The 22255-nt window shown below is 32.5% G+C and carries 23 protein-coding genes; 21 read left to right on the top strand and 2 right to left on the bottom strand.

Annotation, left to right across the window (positions count from 1 at the left end; translation table 11 throughout):
• Positions 1-24 precede the first annotated feature (24 nt).
• From AB3G33_RS06975 to AB3G33_RS07035, 13 genes are all read left to right on the top strand, one after another.
• The gene (locus AB3G33_RS06975) at positions 25-1134 is read left to right on the top strand and encodes a glycosyltransferase (protein ID WP_367773637.1); all 1110 of its coding nucleotides are present in this window, start codon (positions 25-27) and stop codon (positions 1132-1134) included.
• Positions 1135-1141: 7 nt separating this feature from the next.
• Entirely contained in the window at positions 1142-2215 is a 1074-nt protein-coding gene (locus AB3G33_RS06980; RefSeq protein WP_367773638.1) for an acyltransferase family protein, read from the top strand.
• A gap of 44 nt (positions 2216-2259) precedes the next feature.
• The gene (locus tag AB3G33_RS06985; protein WP_367773639.1) at positions 2260-3078 is read left to right on the top strand and encodes a glycosyltransferase; all 819 of its coding nucleotides are present in this window, start codon (positions 2260-2262) and stop codon (positions 3076-3078) included.
• The gene (locus tag AB3G33_RS06990; protein ID WP_367773642.1) at positions 3079-3972 is read left to right on the top strand and encodes an NAD-dependent epimerase/dehydratase family protein; all 894 of its coding nucleotides are present in this window, start codon (positions 3079-3081) and stop codon (positions 3970-3972) included.
• 7 nt (positions 3973-3979) lie between these two features.
• Complete coding sequence (rfbC, locus tag AB3G33_RS06995) at positions 3980-4531, top strand: dTDP-4-dehydrorhamnose 3,5-epimerase (RefSeq protein ID WP_367773644.1); 552 nt, start codon at positions 3980-3982, stop codon at positions 4529-4531.
• A gap of 1 nt (position 4532) precedes the next feature.
• Positions 4533-5387 carry a dTDP-4-dehydrorhamnose reductase gene (gene rfbD / locus AB3G33_RS07000; protein ID WP_367773647.1) on the top strand — a complete coding sequence of 285 codons (855 nt, stop codon included), beginning with the start codon at positions 4533-4535 and terminating at the stop codon, positions 5385-5387.
• A 46-nt stretch (positions 5388-5433) separates the two neighbouring features.
• The gene (gene rfbB / locus AB3G33_RS07005) at positions 5434-6480 is read left to right on the top strand and encodes a dTDP-glucose 4,6-dehydratase (RefSeq protein ID WP_367773649.1); all 1047 of its coding nucleotides are present in this window, start codon (positions 5434-5436) and stop codon (positions 6478-6480) included.
• A gap of 53 nt (positions 6481-6533) precedes the next feature.
• Complete coding sequence (locus AB3G33_RS07010; protein WP_367757316.1) at positions 6534-6884, top strand: four helix bundle protein; 351 nt, start codon at positions 6534-6536, stop codon at positions 6882-6884.
• Between the two features lie 49 nt (positions 6885-6933).
• Positions 6934-7803: a glucose-1-phosphate thymidylyltransferase RfbA gene (gene rfbA, locus AB3G33_RS07015; protein ID WP_367773651.1), complete on the top strand. Its 870-nt coding sequence runs from the start codon at positions 6934-6936 to the stop codon at positions 7801-7803.
• A gap of 40 nt (positions 7804-7843) precedes the next feature.
• Positions 7844-8797, top strand: a complete 954-nt coding sequence (locus AB3G33_RS07020) for a glycosyltransferase family 4 protein (protein ID WP_367773653.1) — start codon at positions 7844-7846, stop codon at positions 8795-8797.
• A gap of 13 nt (positions 8798-8810) precedes the next feature.
• The gene (locus AB3G33_RS07025; RefSeq protein ID WP_367773655.1) at positions 8811-9377 is read left to right on the top strand and encodes a sugar transferase; all 567 of its coding nucleotides are present in this window, start codon (positions 8811-8813) and stop codon (positions 9375-9377) included.
• A 43-nt stretch (positions 9378-9420) separates the two neighbouring features.
• Positions 9421-10560: a DegT/DnrJ/EryC1/StrS family aminotransferase gene (locus tag AB3G33_RS07030; RefSeq protein WP_367773657.1), complete on the top strand. Its 1140-nt coding sequence runs from the start codon at positions 9421-9423 to the stop codon at positions 10558-10560.
• A gap of 155 nt (positions 10561-10715) precedes the next feature.
• Positions 10716-12686, top strand: coding sequence for a polysaccharide biosynthesis protein (locus tag AB3G33_RS07035; protein ID WP_367773658.1), 1971 nt, complete (start codon positions 10716-10718; stop codon positions 12684-12686).
• A gap of 17 nt (positions 12687-12703) precedes the next feature.
• On the opposite strand, the gene AB3G33_RS07040 is transcribed toward AB3G33_RS07035, so the two are convergent.
• Both AB3G33_RS07040 and AB3G33_RS07045 read right to left on the bottom strand, forming a co-directional pair.
• The gene (locus tag AB3G33_RS07040; RefSeq protein ID WP_367773659.1) at positions 12704-13444 is read right to left on the bottom strand and encodes a tyrosine-protein phosphatase; all 741 of its coding nucleotides are present in this window, start codon (positions 13442-13444) and stop codon (positions 12704-12706) included.
• Between the two features lie 217 nt (positions 13445-13661).
• Positions 13662-13907 (bottom strand): hypothetical protein, encoded by a 246-nt coding sequence (locus tag AB3G33_RS07045; protein ID WP_367773660.1) that lies wholly within the window; start codon positions 13905-13907, stop codon positions 13662-13664.
• A 1055-nt stretch (positions 13908-14962) separates the two neighbouring features.
• On the opposite strand from AB3G33_RS07045, the gene AB3G33_RS07050 reads away from it, so the two are divergent.
• From AB3G33_RS07050 to AB3G33_RS07085, 8 genes are all read left to right on the top strand, one after another.
• Entirely contained in the window at positions 14963-15832 is an 870-nt protein-coding gene (locus tag AB3G33_RS07050) for an ABC transporter permease (protein ID WP_367773661.1), read from the top strand.
• A gap of 182 nt (positions 15833-16014) precedes the next feature.
• Positions 16015-16365: a four helix bundle protein gene (locus tag AB3G33_RS07055; RefSeq protein WP_367773664.1), complete on the top strand. Its 351-nt coding sequence runs from the start codon at positions 16015-16017 to the stop codon at positions 16363-16365.
• Positions 16366-16501: 136 nt separating this feature from the next.
• Entirely contained in the window at positions 16502-17764 is a 1263-nt protein-coding gene (locus AB3G33_RS07060; protein ID WP_367773666.1) for a polysaccharide ABC transporter ATP-binding protein, read from the top strand.
• A 9-nt stretch (positions 17765-17773) separates the two neighbouring features.
• Complete coding sequence (locus AB3G33_RS07065) at positions 17774-18529, top strand: FkbM family methyltransferase (protein WP_367773668.1); 756 nt, start codon at positions 17774-17776, stop codon at positions 18527-18529.
• Positions 18529-19605 carry a DegT/DnrJ/EryC1/StrS family aminotransferase gene (locus tag AB3G33_RS07070; protein ID WP_367773670.1) on the top strand — a complete coding sequence of 359 codons (1077 nt, stop codon included), beginning with the start codon at positions 18529-18531 and terminating at the stop codon, positions 19603-19605. The genes AB3G33_RS07065 and AB3G33_RS07070 overlap by 1 nt, the downstream gene beginning before the upstream one ends.
• Positions 19602-20303, top strand: a complete 702-nt coding sequence (locus AB3G33_RS07075; RefSeq protein WP_367773672.1) for a WbqC family protein — start codon at positions 19602-19604, stop codon at positions 20301-20303. The genes AB3G33_RS07070 and AB3G33_RS07075 overlap by 4 nt, the downstream gene beginning before the upstream one ends.
• A 25-nt stretch (positions 20304-20328) precedes the next feature.
• Entirely contained in the window at positions 20329-21285 is a 957-nt protein-coding gene (locus AB3G33_RS07080) for a hypothetical protein (protein ID WP_367773675.1), read from the top strand.
• 9 nt (positions 21286-21294) lie between these two features.
• Positions 21295-22251, top strand: coding sequence for a hypothetical protein (locus AB3G33_RS07085; protein WP_367773677.1), 957 nt, complete (start codon positions 21295-21297; stop codon positions 22249-22251).
• Positions 22252-22255: the final 4 nt, after the last annotated feature.

A 22255-nucleotide genomic window follows, 5' to 3' on the forward strand; every position in this document is an offset into this window, starting at 1 on the left:
AGCCAATAACTTATTTTAAAATAAATGAATCGAATTTTATTTATCACAGCTTTTCCTCCAAATAAACTTACCGCAGGTCAAAATTACTCTAAAGAACTCCTTAGTTTATTGTCAGAAGATTATAATGTAGATTTAATTTTTTTTTCATATCCTAACCACGAAATTGAAGTTAATTCAAAAGTTAATGTTTTAAAAAAAGTTAATGTTTCAACAGTTTCAAAAATTTATAGTTGGATTCATTTTCCCTTCTTACATCCTTTCTTTTTATTACGATTTAGATTTAGATTGTTGTTTTTTTTAATCAAGAATGCCAAAAATTACAAGTTTTTATATTTTGATTTTTCTCAAGTATTTATTTATTCTCCTTTTTTGACGAAATCAGTTAAGATTTTAATGTGTCATGATGTGATTTATCAAAAATTTAAAAGAAACCGTTTTTTTTATTTTAACCCATTCAACTCCTTGTTATTATTTACAGAGAGATATATTTTAAAGTCTGCTGATCTTCTCCTTACTTTCAGTAAAAAAGATCAACTCTTACTCAAGGATAATTATGGTTTAAATTCAAGTACAATTAATTTTTTTATCAGTGATAAAATTAAATTTATTGATTATAGTACAATTACGTTAAGTTTTAAGTTTTGCTTTTTTGGAGCTTGGAACAGACCTGAAAATGCTAAAGGATTAAATTGGTTTGTAGACCATGTATTGCCGCATCTTAAACATGAGCTTAAATTTGAAATAATTGGGCCAGGTTTAGATGGAGCGCTTATTTCTAAAATTAAGGATAACAAAAACATTAAGTATTTAGGTTTTTTAGAAGATCCTTATGTAAAAATTGCTGAAAGTCAAGCGTTAATTGCGCCAATTTTTCAGGGAGCTGGCGTAAAAGTTAAAGTTATTGAATCGCTTGCTGTCGGGACACCAGTACTAGGAACAGAGGTAGCTTTTGAAGGAATAGATAATTTTTACGAGGGGTCATTTTTATTATGTAATGAAGCAAAAGATTTTATATCAGTACTAAATAAATTAGAACCAATTTCAATAGATACTAAAAGAGATATCCAAAAAACTTTTGAAAAATCTTATCAAGAAAATAAAATTAAAGATTTACTTGTTTCTTTGACTAAATAATATATCAATGAAAATTTCTGAATTCCTAAACAAAGATAATAATAATCTAGATTTGGCTCGCATCCTATTGGCTTGCTTAGTTATAGTTGGACATAGTGAAGCAATTAACGGATCAGGTATTTATTGGATTGATCCTTTTCATCATTTTTTAAAATTTACTTATGCAGGAGCATTTGCAGTAAAAGTGTTTTTATTTATTAGTGGACTAGTCGTCACAAATAGTTATTTGTCTAAAAAGAGTGTCGTTTATTTTGTAATATCTAGATTATTTAGAATTTTACCGGGTTTGTTATTTGTACTTTTAGTTACTGTTTTCATCTTTGGTCCGATAGTAACTAATTTAGAGTTTAAAGAATATTTATCGCAGTTAAATTATTTTGCCTACATAAGACATAATATTGTGTTTTATTCGGATTATTTACTTCCGGGTGTTTTTGTAGAAAACCTTTATCCTAATATAGTAAATGGATCTTTATGGACTTTGAGATATGAGATTGGATGTTATATTATATTACCTATTTTGTTTTTATTTTTGGGTAATAGAAATAAAAAATATTTTATATTTCCTATTTTATTAGTTTTTATTGATACTTTGTTGCCTAATAGGTTTTTTTTAGGTTTTATAGACAATAATCCTGAAAAATATTTATTACCCATGGCATTTGCCTATGGCGTTTTTTTTGCTATTTTTTCTACTAAGATTTTTATTAATATTTACGTGGTATTAGTTTCATTTTTAGTCTTTTTTTTCTTGAAAAGCACGATTTATGCTGAGATCTTATTTACGTTAGCGTCTTGTAATCTTGTACTATTTTTATCTTCTCTGAAATATATTTTAAAAATGAAGCCCAAATATGATATATCTTATGGCGTTTATTTATGGGGGTTCTTAATTCAACAGACTTTATTTAGTTTATTTGGCCATATTAATATAATTATTCATTGTTTATTAGCGATCCTCTTTTCAGTGGTGCTAGCTGTAATCACATTTATATTTATAGAAAAACCTTTTATGAATTTTGGGAAAGCTTTCTTGAATTTTATTAATGAAAAATATCTTAACTCAGTTAAAGTGATCTGATTTTTATGAAAAGAAAAAATATCTTTTAAATAAATTAAAATAAAATGAAAAATAAAGTAACGTCATGTATTGTTTTATATCGTAATGATTTCCAAATGTTAGAAAGAGCAATCCAATCGTTATTGAACTCAAATGCTATAGACAAACTGTTTTTAGTTGATAATTCACCAACAGATGATTTGAAAGTTCTAGCAGTTGATAGTAGAATTGATTATTTCTACAATCCTTCCAACCCAGGTTTTGGTGCAGCACATAATATTGCGATTATTAAATCAATAGAAGCAGGTTCAAAATATCATTTCGTAATAAATCCCGATGCTTATTTTGAAGAAGACATTATTATTACTATGGTTGACTTTATGAATCAAAATAAAGATATTGGTATGATGATGCCTAAAGTTTTAAATGAAGACGGATCTATTCAACATTTACCAAAATTACTTCCTTCTCCTTACAGCATTTTAATGCGAAAATTAAAAAAACCCTCTGGTATATATAATAAGTTTATTAATCAATATGAATTGAGGTCGATTGATCAAGACGTTATTTATAATGTTCCTGTGCTTTCAGGATGCTTTACTTTATTGAATTTAGAAGCAATCAAAGAAGTGGGTATGTATGACGATAACTATTTTATGTATTTTGAAGATTGGGATTTGTCAAGAAGGATGAATACAAGATATAAAACCATTTATTTTCCGAAAGTTTCTATTTATCATGGATATGATTCTGGAGCGAATAAAAGCAGTAAATTGTTTAAGATATTTATCAATTCAGCTATTACTTATTTTAATAAATGGGGATGGTTTTTTGATAGCGAACGAAAAAGACTAAATAAAAAGGCATTGTCCCAATTTAATTAAATGAAAATCACCATCACTGGGACCTCAGGTTTTGTAGGAACCAATCTTAAAGACTATTTGAAAATATCACACCATGTGTGTCCTATCAGCGTTCGTTATGTCCCTAATCAGCACTTTGATTTAAGAGGGGATGCCATCATTCATTTAGCAGGGAAAGCCCACAATTTAAAAAAAGTTTCCAATCCTTCGGATTATTATGAAGCCAATTTTGAATTAACCAAGCAACTGTTTGATGCTTTCTTAGTTTCTGAAGCTTCTGTTTTTATTTTTATGAGTACCGTAAAAGCGGCAGCCGATGAGGTAAACGGAATATTGACTGAAGAAACTTTTCCGAATCCCAAAACGCATTATGGAATTGCGAAATTTCAAGCAGAGCAGTATATTTTATCTCATAAATTACCTCAAGGAAAAAAAGTTTATATTTTAAGGCCTTGCATGATTCATGGCCCAGGAAATAAAGGGAATTTGAATTTGTTATATCAATTGGTAGCTAAGGGATTGCCTTGGCCACTAGGAGATTTTAAAAATGAACGTTCTTTTTTGAGTGTCGAAAATCTTTGTTTTGTAATCAAAGAAATTTTAGAAAATAAAAATATTGCATCGGGTGTTTATCAAATTGCGGATAATGAGTCTTTATCAACCAATGAGTTGATTGAGTTGTTAGGGATAAGTTTAGGAAAAAAAAACAGGGTTTTAAATATACCATCCTCTTGGATTAAAAAAATTGCTCAAATTGGTGATTATTTGCATTTACCACTCAATTCAGAAAGGCTGCAAAAATTAACGGAGAATTATGTTGTTAGTAATTCTAAAATAGTAATAGCTATGAATAAAACTTTGCCAATTGAATCAAAAGAGGGTATGTTAAAAACATTTCAATCATTTAAAAAATAATTACAATATGACCATCGAAAAAACATTTATACAAGATTTAGTAATCGTAAATCCAACCGTTTTTGAAGATTCCCGTGGGTATTTCTTTGAAGCCTATAATCAAGCTAAATTTCACGAAAATGGAATTATGTATGATTTTATTCAAGATAATCAATCTTTTTCTAAAAGAGGTGTAATACGTGGCTTGCATTTACAAATTAACCCATTTGCACAAGCAAAACTGGTACGTGTGTTAGAAGGGGAAATTTTAGATGTAGCGGTAGACTTACGTAAAAACTCACTTACATATGGAAAACATTTCAGTGTTGTTTTAAGTGCCGAAAATAAAAAGCAATTGATGGTACCTCATGGATTTGCACATGGTTTTTCGGTTTTAAGCGAAACGGCTTCTGTCATGTATAAAGTAGATCGGTTGTACCATAAAGAAAGTGAAAGAGGGATTCGTTATGATGATCCCACTTTGGCTATTGATTGGCAGGTAAGTACTGATGAAGTAATCGTTTCAGAAAAGGATGTAATTTTACCCTCTTTTGATCAAATCGATTGGACATTTGAATAATATGCAAAAAATTTTAGTAACAGGAGCCACTGGACAGTTGGGCTCAGAGTTGAAAGTGTTGTCAGAAAACTATTGGCAATATGAATGGGTTTTCGCGGATAGAACTCAAATTTCATTGGATCATTTGTCTAAGTTGAAAATTCAATTGGAGTTAATTCGTCCAAATTTCATATTAAATTGCGGCGCTTATACTGCAGTGGATAAAGCAGAAACGGAACAAAATCTAGCAGATATTGTTAATCATCAATCAGTTAAAGTACTTGCGCAATATGCGAATGAGAATAAAGTAAAACTAATTCATATTTCGACGGATTATGTTTTTGATGGGTCTTCTGCTATTGCATTAACAGAAGAAGCTTTAACGCAGCCTATTAATGTATATGGTGCCACCAAAAGAGCTGGGGAATTAGCGGCGATCGCAGTTAATCCGGATGTTATTATTATTAGAACTTCTTGGGTTTACAGTAGGTTTGGGAATAATTTTGTAAAAACCATGCAACGTTTGTTGCAAGAACGAGATAGTATTAGTGTGGTAAATGATCAAGTAGGTTCACCAACTTATGCGGCCGATTTAGCGCAGGCTATGATGACAATTGTTGAAGCTCCTGAATGGATTCCAGGTATTTATAATTACTCAAATGAAGGCGAAATCAGTTGGTACGAATTTGTATTAGCTATTCAAGAAATTGGGGGTTATGAATGTGATGTGAAGGGAATACCATCATCATCTTATCCTACCCCTGCAAAACGTCCTGCCTTTTCTTTATTAGATAAAACAAAAATTAAAAGGGTTTATAATGTTGTAGTTCCTGATTATAAGGATAGTTTGAAGAAATGTTTAGAAATTAAAGTTTAAAGTTGTTCAATTAGTAAATTGGACAAATATCAAAATATAAAATAGTATGAAAAATATATTAATTACAGGTGGAGCGGGATTTATTGGATCCCACGTAGTACGTCTTTTTGTGAAAAAATACCCGCAATACCAAATATTCAATTTGGATGCCTTGACTTATGCCGGAAATTTGGAGAATATAGTTGATATTGAAAAGGAGCCCAATTATACGTTTATAAAAGGAGATATTGTAGACGCACCATTTATTGATGCTTTATTTGCGGAACATCAATTTGATGGAGTTTTGCATTTGGCTGCCGAATCACATGTAGATCGTTCTATTACCGATCCGTTATCCTTTGTGAAAACAAATGTTATAGGAACAATGAATTTGTTAAATGCTGCCAAAACGATTTGGAATGGTAACTATGTAGGAAAACGTTTTTACCACATTAGTACTGATGAGGTTTATGGTAGTTTAGGTTCCGAAGGGTTGTTTACGGAAACTACTGCTTATGATCCTAACTCTCCTTATTCAGCTTCTAAAGCCAGTTCGGATCATTTTGTTCGTGCTTATGGAGAAACCTATGGTTTGCCCTATGTGTTGACCAATTGTTCGAATAATTATGGGCCTTTTCATTTTCCAGAAAAATTGATTCCTTTGTTTATCAATAATATTATTCAAAACAAGCCTTTGCCGGTCTATGGCGATGGGAAATACACTCGTGATTGGTTGTTTGTAGAAGATCATGCGGTTGCAATTGATTTGGTTTTTCATGAAGGTGTAAATCATGATACGTATAATATAGGTGGATTTAATGAATGGCAAAATATCGATTTGGTGAAATTGCTCTGCAAAATTATGGACGAGAAATTAGGAAGAATTGCTGGAACATCAGAGCAATCGATTTCCTATGTAAAAGACCGTCCGGGTCATGATTTGCGTTACGCGATTGATGCCAGTAAAATCAATAAAGAGTTAGGATGGAAACCTTCAGTAACTTTTGAGCAAGGGTTGGAAAGAACTGTAAATTGGTATTTAGAAAACCAGACTTGGTTGAATAATATTACTTCGGGAGAATATGCAACTTATTATGAAAACCAGTACAAGTAATTCGTTAATCGTGATCCGTAATTCGAAGCTCCAAATAGACAGTATTAGTGCAAATGAAAGATCATAAAGACTTAGATGTATGGAAACAGTCGATGGTGCTTGCAGAAGATATTTATGCGTTAACAAAAAATTTCCCAGCAGATGAAAAATACGGATTGTCAAGCCAAATTAAGAGAGCAGTAGTTTCTATTCCCAGTACTATTGCTGAAGGTGCTGGTAGAAAAGGAGACAAAGAATTTATACAGTTCTTATATATCGCTATGGGTTCATTATCTGAACTAGAAACGCAATTAATTTTAGCCAATCGATTACAGTTTATAAATTCGATTGAAATTTATCTAAGTCAAATTGAAAAGATTAAAAAAATGCTTTTTGGTCTTATCAGATATGTAAATAATAAATAAGAATGTAATTCGAATTACGCTTTTCGAATCACTAATAACAAAAAAAAATATGAAAGGAATTATATTAGCAGGGGGTTCTGGAACGCGTTTGCATCCACTTACATTAGCAATGAGTAAACAAATGATGCCAGTGTATGATAAACCGATGATTTATTATCCATTATCTACTTTGATGACTGCTGGAATAAATGAGATTTTAATTATTTCAACACCGTATGACTTACCTAATTTCAAAAAACTTTTGGGTGATGGTTCGGCTATTGGTTGTCAATTTAGTTATGCTGAACAAGCAATTCCCAATGGATTGGCACAAGCTTTTGTAATAGGGGAAGAATTCATTGGGAACGATAGTGTCGCACTAGTATTAGGAGATAATATTTTCTTTGGTTCTAATATGGATGAGTTATTGCAATCCAATACGAATCCTGAAGGAGGCGTTGTTTTTGCCTATCATGTTTCGGATCCAGAGCGATATGGAGTAGTGGAATTTGATAAAAATTTAAATGCACTTTCTATTGAAGAAAAACCATTAGTTCCAAAATCAAATTATGCAGTTCCAGGGTTGTATTTTTATGATAATTCAGTAGTTGAAATTGCCAAAAACATTAAACCAAGTGCTCGTGGGGAATACGAAATTACGGATGTAAATAAAGTATATCTTGAAAAAGGAGCGTTGAAAGTGGGTATCCTAAGTAGAGGTACGGCTTGGCTAGATACGGGAACATTTAATAGTTTGATGCAAGCAGGACAATTTGTTCAAGTAATTGAAGAACGTCAGGGGTTGAAAGTGGGTTGTATTGAGGAAATTGCTTGGAGACAAGGTTTTATTTCAGAAGAACAATTAAAAGAACTTGCTGAACCTTTGAAGAAATCTGGTTATGGCGCGTATCTGTTAGAATTATTAAAACATAAATTGTAAGGAATCCCTGTTTAGGTTTTGATTACCTATATTTTAAAATATGATATATATTGCATTACTAGTTGTATTGGTTGGGATTGAGCTTCTTTATTTCAAAATTGCCGATAAATATAATATTATTGATAAACCCAATTCCAGATCTTCCCATACTACTATAACTTTACGAGGAGGTGGGATTATTTTTCCAATTGCTATTTGTATTGCATTTATTCTAGGCTATGTGTCTTGGGAAATAGCATTGGCAGTTGTAATTGTTGCAGTCGTTAGTTTTATAGATGATATTAAACCGTTATCTCAATTACCTCGTTTTGCGTCACATGTTATTGCTGTGGCATTGGTGTTTTATGATTTAAATTTATTTACGGAATCTTTATGGATACTCCCCATTGTATTTGTATTGCTAATAGGTTGGGTTAATGCCTTTAATTTTATGGATGGAATTAATGGAATTACTGTTTTGTATGCGCTTACTGCCATTATTAGTTTTTCGGTTTTACCTACACAAGTTTCCAGTTTGCCTTTGTTGATCACCATGGGATTGTCTTGTTTTGTTTTTGGAATATTTAATGTTAGAAAAAAAGCCAAAACCTTTGCAGGAGATGTAGGAAGCATAAGTATGGCTTTGTTCTTAGGGTATTTCATGATTAAAACCATTATAGTTACCAACCAATTCGGATATATACTTTTTTTCTCGGTATATGGTATCGATGCTGTTGTAACGATTTTGAACCGAATTAAAAAAAGAGAAAATATTTTTGAACCCCATCGTTCTCATTTGTATCAATATTTAGCAAATGAGATGGGTTTTTCCCATGTTTTAGTTGCTGTTATTTATGCTGGATTACAATTGGGTATTAATGGTTTGATTATTTATATGGATAATCAAGGCAATTTATCAGGGCTTTTCATTCTAGAGTTACTACTTACGTTGACTCTTGCTTATTTATTATTGAGAGCTTTAATTGTTAGAAAAATGAATAAAATAGACCTGTAAAAACTTTATTCGAATGGCAAAGCGTGTTTTTGATATTGTTTTCGCTCTGTTTTTATTGGCTTTCTTATTTTGGTTAATTATCATTTCTGTTATAATTGCCACTATAGATACTCATACAAATGGAATATTTATTCAAGAACGAATAGGTCAATTTGGAAATAAATTTAACATTTATAAAATCCGAACTATTAGAGAATCATCGGCTATTGGTGCTATTTCTATTTCAAAAACAGGACAATTCTTTCGAAAGTATAAAATTGATGAGTTGCCTCAATTATTAAATGTTTTAAAAGGGGATATGAGTATTGTTGGCCCTAGACCAGATGTTTCAGGATATTATGATGTATTAGAAGGAGAGCGTCGGAAACTATTGGAATTGAAACCAGGATTAACCAGTATTGCAGCTATAAAATATTCGAATGAAGATGCTATTTTAAATAAACAAGAGAACTCTTTGCTTTTTAATGACACTTTTATTTTTCCTGATAAAGTAAAGTTGAATCTTGACTATTATTATAACCACAGTATTTGGGGAGATATTAGAATAATTTTTGAAACTATTAGGGTTACTTTATTTTAAGAGGAATTACTATAGTTTTTGTGTGAATCTTATTAATCATAAAATGATTAAAAACAAAATTTGGCTTTCTCCACCACATATGGGAGGAAGCGAACAAAAATACATTCAGGAAGCTTTCGCTACGAATTGGATCGCTCCTATGGGTGCTAATATTGATGTTTTCGAAGCTAATTTGGAAAATTATTTAGGCTCAGGATATGTGACCACATTAACTTCAGGAACTGCGGCTATTCATTTGGGATTAATTTTATTAGGAGTTAAAGCGGGAGATGAAGTCCTTTGTCAAAGTTTTACATTTACAGCTTCAGCAAATCCTATTTTATACCAAGGAGCAATACCTGTTTTTATCGATAGTGAGGAGGATACTTGGAATTTATGCCCGATTGCTCTGGAAGAAGCTATTATTGACCGAATCGCTAAAGGGAAAACTCCTAAAGCAATTATAGCCGTTACACTTTATGGTGTACCTTATAAAACAGATGAAATTAGAGCAGTAGCAACTAAGTACGGAATACCTATTCTTGAAGATAGTGCGGAAGCTTTAGGAAGCAGTTATAAAGGAAAACGTTGTGGCACTTTTGGAGATGTAAGTGTATTGTCATTTAACGGGAGTAAAATTATTACCACTTCTGGAGGTGGTGCAGTGGTTACAAAAACAAAAGAACTTAAAGATAGAGCCCTTTTTTTGGCTACTCAAGCCAAAGAGAATACGCCATATTATCAACATTGCGAAGTAGGATATAATTATAGAATGAGTAATGTTCTGGCAGGAATTGGCAGGGGACAAATGGAAGTACTGGAAAGCCATTTAGAGTCGCGAAGAAAAATGCATGAATTTTATGTAGCTCTATTCAAGAATATAAAAGGTGTTACCGTTTATACAGTTCCAAATACGGATTATTATTCTAATTATTGGTTGAGTACAATACTAGTTGATTCCGAAAAAACCAATGGAATCACCAATGAAAATATTAGAGTAAGTCTTGAAGAAGAAAATATAGAATCCCGACTTTTGTGGAAACCGATGCATTTACAACCTGTTTTTTCTAACTTTTCATATTATGGAAAAAACGTTTCCGAAACACTTTTTTATAATGGACTTTGCCTGCCTTCTGGCAGCGCACTTTCTGAAGAGGATCGTTCTAGGATTAAATCAGTACTAATTAATTTATTTAATCGGTAAGTTAGTAAAATGAAAGGTTGAATTATTTATTATAATTCACTTTTGGTCATTTATATATACGTAATTATAATGAATTGTATCATTTTTTTTTCGATTCATTATGTCTTATTTTTGATATATTATATAGCATTAGTCTAAAAAAAAATATTTTTATTTTGAGTAATAATACAAAATCAGGTTCAACATCATTTATATCTCATTTTTTCTCTCGAGAAAATCTGCGATTTAATATTCATAATTTAAGTTATTTGCCAAGGTGGATCATTGTAATGATGGATTTTGTAGTTCTTATGATCTCTTTTTTCTTTACCTATTTGATTTTTAGAGGAACAGGATTAGATTACATCATAACGCCTCATAGTGTTGTTTTTATATCATCTTTATTTGGGGTTAATATTTTCTTTTTTTGGTTGTTTAGAACCTATTCGGGAATAATTAGGCATTCTTCTTATATTGATGCTGTAAAATTGCTGTTTTCACAAATGGCCGTGCTGATCGTGTTTCTTGTTTTGAATTTTGCTTTTGAGGTACTATTTGGACAAAAAGCTTTTTTAAATACGGCGCTCTTTATCAATATGGTACTTTCTTTTTGTGGACTATTTTTATATCGTGTTATTGTAAAACAAACTTTTGAGCGTTATTTTTCGGAGACTAGTGATGTTAACTTATCAAGAACTATTATTTACGGTACAGATGCTAATGCGATATCAGTAGCCAAAGCATTAAAATTAGAAACGCCAGCCCGTTTTAAAATAGTCGGATTTGTAGATAAGAATAATCAGAATTCATCCAAAAGAATGCTGGATTTGCCTATTTTCATTCAAAAGAAAAAGTTGCCTATTTTAATGCGTTCCATTGGCGCCGAAGGAGTAGTAATAGCAGATAAAAGCTTGTCAAAAGAAGAGCGATTGGTAATTGTAGATCAGTGCCTGGAATTTAATTATAGGGTATATATGGTACCATTAATTACCGATTGGGAGAATCAAAAAGAAATTTCTCAAAAAGTAAAGAATTTACAAATTGAAGATTTATTGGAAAGAAAACCTATTGTCTTAGATAGTAAATCCATATCCAAGCAACTCAAAGATAAGACCATATTAATTACTGGAGCAGCAGGATCCATTGGTAGTGAAATTGTTAGGCAAGTATTACTCTTTAATCCAAGAACAGTACTCGTTTTAGATCAAGCAGAAACACCTTTACATCATTTGTTTCTAGAGATGAATGAAAATGTATTTAAGTCTAAAATAATTACCATAGTAGCTGACGTTAGAAATAAAGAATCTATGAACAATGTTTTTAAGCAGTATGGACCTCAAGTCGTCTTTCATGCTGCAGCTTATAAACATGTTCCATTGATGGAAGAAAATCCATCTCAAGCTATTCTCACTAATATAGTTGGTACAAAAATCTTGGCCGATTTATCTTGTGAATATCAAGTCAAAAAATTCGTTATGGTGTCTACTGATAAAGCAGTAAACCCAAGTAATGTAATGGGAGCTAGTAAAAGAATTGCTGAAAAATACGTGCAATCCCTTCAGTTAAAAAGTCAAAAAGAAAAGACAGTAAAGGCTACTAAATTTATCACTACTCGTTTTGGAAATGTTTTAGGTTCGAATGGGTCAGTAGTTCCTTTGTTTACTAAGCAAATTGCGAGTGGTGGTCCTGTAACGATAACGCATCCTGATATTATTCGATATTTTATGACTATTCCTGAGGCATGTCAACTTGTACTTGAAGCGGGGGCTATGGGGAATGGAGGGGAAATTTATATTTTTGATATGGGGAAACCCGTCAAGATTATTGATTTGGCAAAAAAAATGATCAAGTTGGCAGGTTTTATTCCTGACAAAGACATCATGATAAAAGTAGTAGGGCTACGACCTGGAGAAAAATTATATGAGGAATTATTAAACGATACTTCAAAAACGATTCCTACTTACCATAATAAAATTATGATTGCAGAAGAGATTCAAGATGAATATGAAACGTTGCATACTGATATTGAAGAACTAATTCAAATTGCCAATTTTTTTGACAATGAGGCGATGGTTTCAAAAATGAAAGAAATTGTACCCGAGTTTAAGAGCATGAATTCTAGTTATGAAGTCTTAGATGTGCATTAGAACGTGGACAATACTGTTTATTGTATTTTAAAAAACTGATTGTTGGCTATTATTTCTTTTAGCGGAGTGGTATCTTTTATTTTTACTTTAAAGTCAAAAGAAGCAATGTGATTGTTATGATGTACATCAGAACCCACATAGGAATACATTCCTTTTTGGAGTAATTGATCACTGATTTTAGCGATTTCGTTACCATAATATCCTACTGTCGATAATAAATTGAGCTGAAACAAACAGCCTGCTCTTTTTAGTTTTAGGTATTCGTTGAAATTATTATGATAAAATAAATAGCGTTCAGGATGTGCTAGTACAGGAATGTATCCCGCCACCTGTAAATCAAAAAGGATCGCGTACAATTGGATGGGTGCATTAATGTAGGACATCTCTACTAATACATAATTATCTTTCAATGTCAATAGTTCATGGGATTGAAAAAGACGCACAAACTGGTCGTCCATTAAATATTCTGCTGCCGCTTTAAAAGGCAAATGAATATTATTTTTTTTCAGTTCGGCCACCGTCTCCTTTTTATTTGCAATAATCTGGTCATGGGTATTGTCCCAAACATGTTGGATGATATGTGGTGTAGTTATGAACTCTGTAACGCCAAATCCTTGAAGTGCTTTCGTTAATCGTAAGCTGTCCTCAAATGTTCGAGCCCCGTCATCAATACCAGGTAAAAGATGGGAGTGGATATCGACATGATTGTCCGGAATTAAGTCCTTAAGTGCGGGTTTTGATTTGAAAATTGTAAGCATTCTGCAAATGTAGAAAAAATTAATCAGTGTTCAAGGGGGCAGTGATCAGTATTCAGTTTTCAGTTTTCAGTGTTCAGTAAATAGTGATCAGTATTCAGTGTTCAGTGATCAGTAAACAGTGATTAGTAAACAGTGATCAGTAAACAGTGATCAGTAATTAGTATTCAGTTAGCAGTACACTCTGTTCCTTGCGTAATGAGTTGTAGCCCAATTGTCATCAGGCTGTGGGATTATAGTGTGCTATTATTGTGGAGGTGTTGTTTTTTCGGTGCAGCATTTTGTGTTTTTTTCGTTCTATTTTCGAAAATCCGATGAATAGAAACGTTAGGTGTACATCATTTCCTTTTGGTTTATTAGTTGATATTATTATGTTTTGTTTTACGGATTCTTTATCCAGAATCCATTCTTCGCTGTAACAGGTGTCGTGTGTGTCGTTCTCAAAATTCCAATTGGCTGTAGCCATAGTCAAATGTGCATGTGTAGCCTCTTCAGGCCAGTCTAAATGTTTCTTCGCCTTAAATTTAGACAGCGTAATTGTTTGATTGCTTAGATCCCATTGTTCTTTTGTTTTTAGGACTTTCTGCAGTGGTCTCAGACTGTTGCTTTCAAAAAGTAATAAAAAATCCTTTCCATTTGTTGTTTTTAATCCTTCCGCCAGCGTTCTTTTTCCCTGTGGTTGGGTCGTGTCTTCTTGTAGAATTTCGAACAGTAGTTTGTTTGCCCTACCAGCAAAGCTTCCCTATTTTGCCCGTTCATAGAAACAGGATGCCCGTTGACAAAATACAACTGATTTTTTTGCACAGCCTCCAAACTCTTGCCCCTGATTTCGTATCCTGTCGAAAATGGGGTTGTTTTTAAATTCTTTGGCTGTTATGCCTGTTTTTCCCTTCGCCCTTGCATAGTTATTTCCGTTTACTGTGCTGACAAAATTAATGTGTAGTTTTTATTTACAGATAAAGAAATATAACAGTAGTAAATCTTTTAGATTTTTAAATTTTCGTTTTGCCCAAGCCCTAAAAGTGAGTCGAAAATTTGGATTTTTCCTTTCGTATAAAACCATTAAAAATAGTCGTTCTCTGAATTGTTAAGGTGTCCGTAAAATATAATGTAATTGTTGTTTTATGTAATCATTATAACGGGTTTTTAGAGACCAGCTACAGAGATGAAAGATCAGGTTGAAAAAAGGGAAAAATCATTTCTGATTTATGAAAGTTTTCTTTAATTTGTTAATTATTGCTATTATTTATAAAGGAATAGTATATTCGTAAAAAAACCACTCTTACTGCTAAATGAGCCTTGACTCATACTGTCAGTTAGAGCCGCGGAGCGCGTCTGGAAGTTTCGTTTTTTGCATTTATTATAATTTTTCACAGTCATTTTGATGCAAATGTTATTCGGAAATAAATAAGATAAGATGCTGTTTTTAAGGATATACCAATTAGATATTATTTATATTTGTTCCATCTCTCGACCGCGTTTGATAAGACAAAACCCAAAACTACGATTTAGTATACACTAATGAATCATCCAGAAAATACAAATACCACTTGGCTGTTTGAAATAACACCAAAAAACAAGTTCTTCACGCTCAATCTTAAGGAAGTATGGCAGTACCGCGATTTGCTGCTGCTTTTTGTAAAAAGAGATGTGGTTACGGTGTACAAGCAAACCGTTTTAGGGCCACTTTGGTATTTAATACAACCGTTGTTTACTTCGATTACGTTTACCATTATTTTTAACAATTTGGCGGGGATTGATACGGGTACCGTACCTCCTTTTCTGTTCAATTTAGCAGGTATTACGGTTTGGAATTATTTTACCGCTTGTCTTACAGGGACTTCGAACACTTTTGGTGCTAATGCAGGAATTTTTGGGAAAGTGTATTTCCCTCGAATCATTGTTCCCATGTCCATTGTAATCTCTAATTTGTTGAAATTTGGAATTCAATTTTTAATATTTATCGCTTTTTATATATACTATTATTTCCAAGGAGCGGCTATAAGCTTAAATGGGTTAAGTCTTTTGTTTCCAATATTAATTATAGTAATGGGTATTTTGGGTTTAGGATTAGGTATGTTTATTTCCTCTTTAGTAACTAAATACAGAGATTTTAGCTACTTAATTGGTTTTGGGGTACAATTACTGATGTATGTATCAGCGGTAGTTTATCCTATGGAATTGGTTGTAGCAAAAATGCCAGCGTATGCTTGGCTCGTTCAATATAATCCACTGGCTTATATAATTGAAACTACCCGTTATATGTTATTGAATGTAGGACATATTTCCATTTGGGGATTGGGTTATACGTTTGTGGTAACTGTAGTTGTTTTTTTAGTAGGAGTTTTGATATTTAATAAGACGGAGAAGAGTTTTATTGATACGGTTTAGATAGTGAGGAGTGAGGAGTGAGGAGTGAGGAGTGAGAAGTGAGGAGTGAGAAGTGAGGAGTGAGAAGTGAATAGTGAGAAGTGAATAGTGAGGAGTGAATAGTGGAGGAGTGAAAAGATTTGTTTCTTTTGTCAACCAATCTACTCACAATTCACGATCACCACTCAAAAAAAAATAAAGATATGGATCATAAAGATTTGGATGTTTGGAAGAGGAGTATGGATTTGGTAGTTAAAGTCTATCAAATTACAAAGCTGTTTCCTGACACTGAAAAGTATGGTTTAACGAGTCAAATGAGAAGGGCTTCGGTATCGATTCCATCAAATATTGCCGAAGGAGCAGCGCGAAAAGGCGATAAGGAGTTCATACAGTTTCTGTATATTTCCATTGGGTCACTTTCAGAGTTAGAAACTCAATATTTAATTGCGATTCGATTAGAATTTATTACAAAAGAGGATACTTTTGAATTGCAACTTATGGAGGTTAAGAAACTTTTGATTGGATTTAAGAATTATTTAAATAAAAAATTATGAGAAGTAAGGAGTGAGAAGTGAATAGATTTAAGTGAAAGGTGAATAGTAGGAGTTAGCTATACTAACAACCCATTTTTACGATTCACCATTCACTACTTACGATTCACTATTCACGATTCACTTCTCACTAAAAAAAATGAAAGATATTATATTAAAAGCCGAGAATATATCTAAGCAATATCGCTTAGGTCAAGTGGGTACTGGTACTATGGCTCACGATTTAAATAGATGGTGGCATCAGGTACGCGGTAAAGAAAACCCTTATTTAAAAATTGGTGATACTAATGATCGTTCTACTAAAGGGGAGAGCGATTATGTTTGGGCTTTGCAGAATATTAATTTTGAAGTAGAGCGTGGTGAAATTTTAGGTATTATTGGGAAAAATGGGGCAGGGAAATCAACCTTATTAAAGATATTGTCCAGGGTTACTGCTCCTACCACGGGAAGTATTAAGTTTGGGGGTCGTGTGGCTTCTTTACTAGAAGTGGGAACCGGATTTAACGGTGAAATGACGGGTCGTGAAAATATATTTCTGAACGGTGCCATTCTAGGAATGACAAAAAAAGAAATTACTGCTAAGATTGATGAAATAATCGATTTCTCAGGATGTGAGCGGTATATTGACACCCCCGTTAAGCGTTACAGTAGCGGTATGTATGTACGTTTGGCTTTTGCTGTGGCTGCATTTCTTGAGCCTGATATTTTGATTATTGATGAGGTTTTGGCCGTAGGAGATGCGGAGTTCCAAAAAAAAGCGATTGGTAAAATGCAGGATATTTCCAGAGAAGGAGGAAGGACTGTTTTGTTTGTGAGTCATAATATGGCGGCGGTCAAAAGTTTGTGCACAAGGGGAATTGTGTTGGAGAATGGCAACGTAAAATTTGATGGTAAAATAGAAAATGCTGTAAGTTTCTATCTAAGCGGTGATTCAGAATCTCAAAACAAAAAGACATTTTCATCAGAATACGATAAAAAAGAGTTTAGGCTGCATGAAATTAGTTTGAATCCGATTGGCAAATCTTCGGATGATGTATTAGATGAATACCAAAAAATTGAAATTAATACGGTATTCACTTTGAAAGATATTGATAGCAAATTACATGTGACATTTGTTTTGAATAACGAAATGGGGGATTCATTATTTACTTTTTCGCATGTCAACAACAAACTAAAATTAAATCAGGGTTTAAATAAAATTAAATGTACATTGCCTGAAGGTTTCTTAAATATAGGTTCTTATTATTTATCACTTTATATAATTGAAAATTCCCAAACAACCCTATTTGTCGAAAAAGATATTATGTCGTTTAATGTTCAAGAAGGAGAAAGGGAAATAGGATCGTGGATGGGAAAAGAACCAGGTTTTATTAAACCAAAATTTGATTGGTTGATAGATTAATAAATAAATATGAAAAAGGCGTTAAAAAGAATATTTAATAAACTGGGATACACTGTAAGTAAAGTGAAAACTCATAATCCTGTTTTGAACACTAATAGCAAGGATTATTTATTGTTTAATTTTTATGATACATTAAAAAAATTCAATTTTTACCCAAAACATATTGTTGATATTGGCGCGAATCATGGAACCTGGACCAGGGAAACCTTGCAGCATTTTCCGGATGCCTATTATACTTTATTGGAACCCCAACATTGGCTTAAAAAGTCTTTTCAGGATATTTTGGAAACCAATCCTAAAGTACAGTTTCATCCTGTGGGTGCCGGAGAACAAGAAGGATCTTTTCAATTTACGATTGTTGATAGAGATGACAGTTGTTCTTTTAGATACACTTCAGAAGAAGCCAAAGCGGCAGGATTTGAACAAATAGAAATCCCAGTAGTTACGCTGAATGGATTATTATCAAGTAGCGAATTGCCGATACCAGATATAATCAAGATTGATGCCGAAGGATTGGATATCGAAGTTTTGAAAGGAGCCAGTAATTTTTTTGGGAAAACCGAGATATTTATGGTTGAAGCAGGAGTGGTAAATAAATTATTTGATAATAGTTTTCTTAAACTAATTAATTTTATGGATGAAAAGAATTACCGGTTATTTGATATCACGGATATAAACAGACCCTTGCAACCACAGGTTTTGTGGCTAGTTGAATTAGTGTTTGTAAAAAAGGAAGGATTTATTGATTCCCAAGCAATAATATAATGATAAACGTAACCAAAACTTTTTTGCCACCCATAGCAGAATACAACAAGCAGGTACAACGCGCTTGGGACAATCAATGGTTGACCAATCGGGGCGGATTGGTTTTGGAACTGGAAGAGAAACTCAAAAAGCATTTAGCGGTATCTAATATAATAGTAACTAATAATGGAACAGTACCTTTACAAATTGCCTTGAAATTATTGGGGAAACAAGGCGAAATCATCACCACACCTTTTTCTTATGTAGCCACGACTGCAGCGATAGTTTGGCAAAATTGCACTCCTGTTTTTGTGGATATTCATCCAGAGTATTTAACAATCGACGAAACCAAAATAGAGGCGGCGATAACTGATAAAACAACAGCAATTTTAGCTACGCATGTTTTTGGAAATCCTTGTCATGTGGAAGTGATTGAAGCGATTGCAAGAAAGCATAGCCTTAAGGTAATTTACGATGCCGCACATTGTTTTGGAGTAACTTACAAAGAGAAGTCATTGTTCGATTATGGTGATGTAAGTACTTGTAGCTTTCATGCTACTAAATTATTTCATACTGGTGAAGGTGGTGCTATGTTTACTAATGATGAGGTGTTAAAGGACAAATTGTTTTATAGTCATACTTTTGGACATTTAGGTCCTTTAGATTATTATGGCGTGGGAATAAATGGTAAAATTTCAGAATTACAAGCCGCAATGGGATTGGCAGTTTTACCTTATATGGAAACCATACTGGCAGAAAGAAAAATAGTCGTCGATTATTACAAGCAACATATTGATTTTTCAAAACTACAAGGCTTAAAAATAAGAGAAAATACCCATTGGAATTATAGCTATTATCCAGTAATTTTTGAAAGTGAAGAAAAATTATTAAAAACTCAAAAAGAGTTAAATGATAACCAAATTTTTCCCAGGCGTTATTTTTATCCATCATTGAATACAATTGAATATACTAAAGGGCAATCGATGCCAATTTCAGAAAGTATTGCCAGTAGAATTTTATGTTTACCCTTGTATGTGGGACTATCAAATGTTGAATTGAAAACTATAGTTGGTATTTTAAATAGTGTCATTCAATGAAAGTAGCCATAATGCAACCTTATTTTTTGCCTTATATTGGGTATTTTCAGTTAATCAATGCCGTAGATGTATTTGTCATTTATGATAATATTGAATTTACAAAAAAGGGCTGGATCAATAGAAATAGAATTTTAGTGAACGGGAAAGATAACTATTTTACGTTACCATTAAAAAAAAACTCCGATTTTTTACATGTCAATCAAAGAAAAATAGCAGATTCATACTCAAAAGATAAAACTAAAATAATCTCAAAAATTACTGAATTATATAAAAAAGCACCACAATATGACGAGGTGTTTCCTTTAATTAAAACTATTTTCAACACTAATGAAGAGAATCTTTTTGATTTTGTTTTTCATTCTTTAAAAATAATTACTGAATATTTAGAGATAAAAACCGAATTTATTGTCTCATCTTCAATTAAAATTGATCATTCCTTAAAATCACAAGACAAAGTTATTGCTATTTGTAAAGAACTGTCTGCAACTGATTATATAAATCCAATTGGTGGAACTGAACTTTATTCAAAAGATACTTTTAATAAAAATGATGTACAACTGAATTTCATTAAATCTAACAATATAGATTATCAACAGTTTGACAATGATTTCATACCTTGGCTTTCTATAATTGATGTTTTGTTTTTTAATTCAAGGGAAAAAGTACAGGGATATTTAAATCAATACACACTTTTATAATTTCACAGAAACAAATATAAATAGAATGTTTAAATGGAATAAGTTGGGAAAAGTTTTTGACCCAAGCCAAATTATTACACCAGAGTGGATGAGTCAGTTTGCTCAAGCTCCGTCTGTAATTTTATTTGAGAACTATGTAAGGGTCTACTTTTCATGTCGACCAAAACCAGATAAAAATGGACAATATGTTAGTTATTCTGCCTATGTAGATTTAAATCGAAACAATCTTTTTGAAATTATAGGCATGAGCGAAGAGCCTATTCTAAAATTAGGGGAACTTGGTTCTTTTGATGAATTTGGAACCTATCCCGCATCTGTTATTGAAGATGAAGGAATGTACAAAGTTTATTATGGAGGATGGACACGGTGTGAATCAGTCCCTTTCAATGTTGCTATTGGATTGGGAATTAGTGATGATAATGGGAAAACATTTAAAAAACTAGGAGAAGGTCCTATTCTGTCCTATTCACCTGAAGAACCATTTATTTTAAGTGGACCAAAAATCAGAAAGTTTAATAATTGTTGGTATCTGTTTTATATTGCCGGTAGAAAGTGGATTCTTGATAATGGAAAACCCGAACCTGTATATAAAATCAGAATGGCAACTTCAATAGATGGAATTTATTGGGATAAATTAAATAAGGATTTGATTCCTGATAAAATTGAAGAAAATGAAGCTCAAGCTAGCCCGGATGTTATTTTCTTAAATGGAAAATATCATATGTTTTTTTGTTATCGATATGGAACTAATTATAGAGGGAAAGAAAATGGTTATCGAATAGGATATGCTTTTTCAGATGATTTAGTTAATTGGGAAAGAGATGATTCAAAAGTAGGAATTGATGTTTCCAAAGAAGGCTGGGATTCTGAAATGATAAGTTATCCACATGTTTTTGAATTAGGTGGCGAAATTTATATGTTTTATTTAGGAAACGGAGTTGGTAAATATGGTTTTGGGGTTGCGAAATTAGAAGTAGAGTAGTTTATGAAAATGAAGTGGATTAAAAATGGAAAACTGTTTGACCCTACGCTATATAATTTAGCCAATGGTTGTAAAGAATTTGCGCAATCACCACAAACAGTCGTGTTTGAAAACTTTGTTCGAATTTATTTTTCAACTCGAAGAGAAGATGAAGCAACTGGAAAATATTTAAGCTTTATTTCATTTATTGACATCGATAAAAGCTTTAAAAGTATCCTTAGCTCCTCGTCACAAGAAATAATTGCCTTAGGTGAACTAGGAACTTTCGATGAACACGGAATTTTTCCTATAAATCTGCTAAAAGAAGAAAATAGAATTCTTGCTTACACTTGTGGTTGGAATCGTAGAGTGAGTGTTTCAGTAGAAACTTCCATTGGATTGGCAATTAGCGAAGACGATGGGGTCACTTTCAAGAAATACGGTAATGGACCTTTAGTGAGTTCTTCTTTAAAAGAACCCATTTTAGTAGGTGATGCGTTTGTTCAAAAATACGATGAGGTCTACCATATGTGGTATATTTTTGGGGTAAAATGGATGGTAGCCACAGAAATGGAACCAGAGGCTAGAGTATACAAAATTGCTCATGCTACTTCCAAAGATGGAATGCAATGGAGTAAAGAAGAAGGGATTCAAATAGTTTCAGATAAATTAAACGCGAATGAATGTCAAGCGTTGCCTACCGTTATAAAAATAGGTACTCGTTATCATATGTATTTTTGTTATCGGGAAGCAACAGATTTTAGAAAAAATCCAAAAAGAAGTTATAAACTTGGCTATGCTTATTCTGATGATTTGAAACATTGGATCCGTGATGATGATAATTCTGGGATAACTACAACAGCCGATGATTGGGATTCGGATATGATGTGCTATCCGCATCTCTTTGAGTGCAATTCTAAAGTTTATTTATTATACAATGGAAATGAATTTGGAAAATATGGGTTTGGAATTGCAGAATTAGAGTAACAAC

This window comes from Flavobacterium sp. WC2421, from assembly GCF_040822115.1.
In the GTDB taxonomy this organism is placed as follows: domain Bacteria; phylum Bacteroidota; class Bacteroidia; order Flavobacteriales; family Flavobacteriaceae; genus Flavobacterium.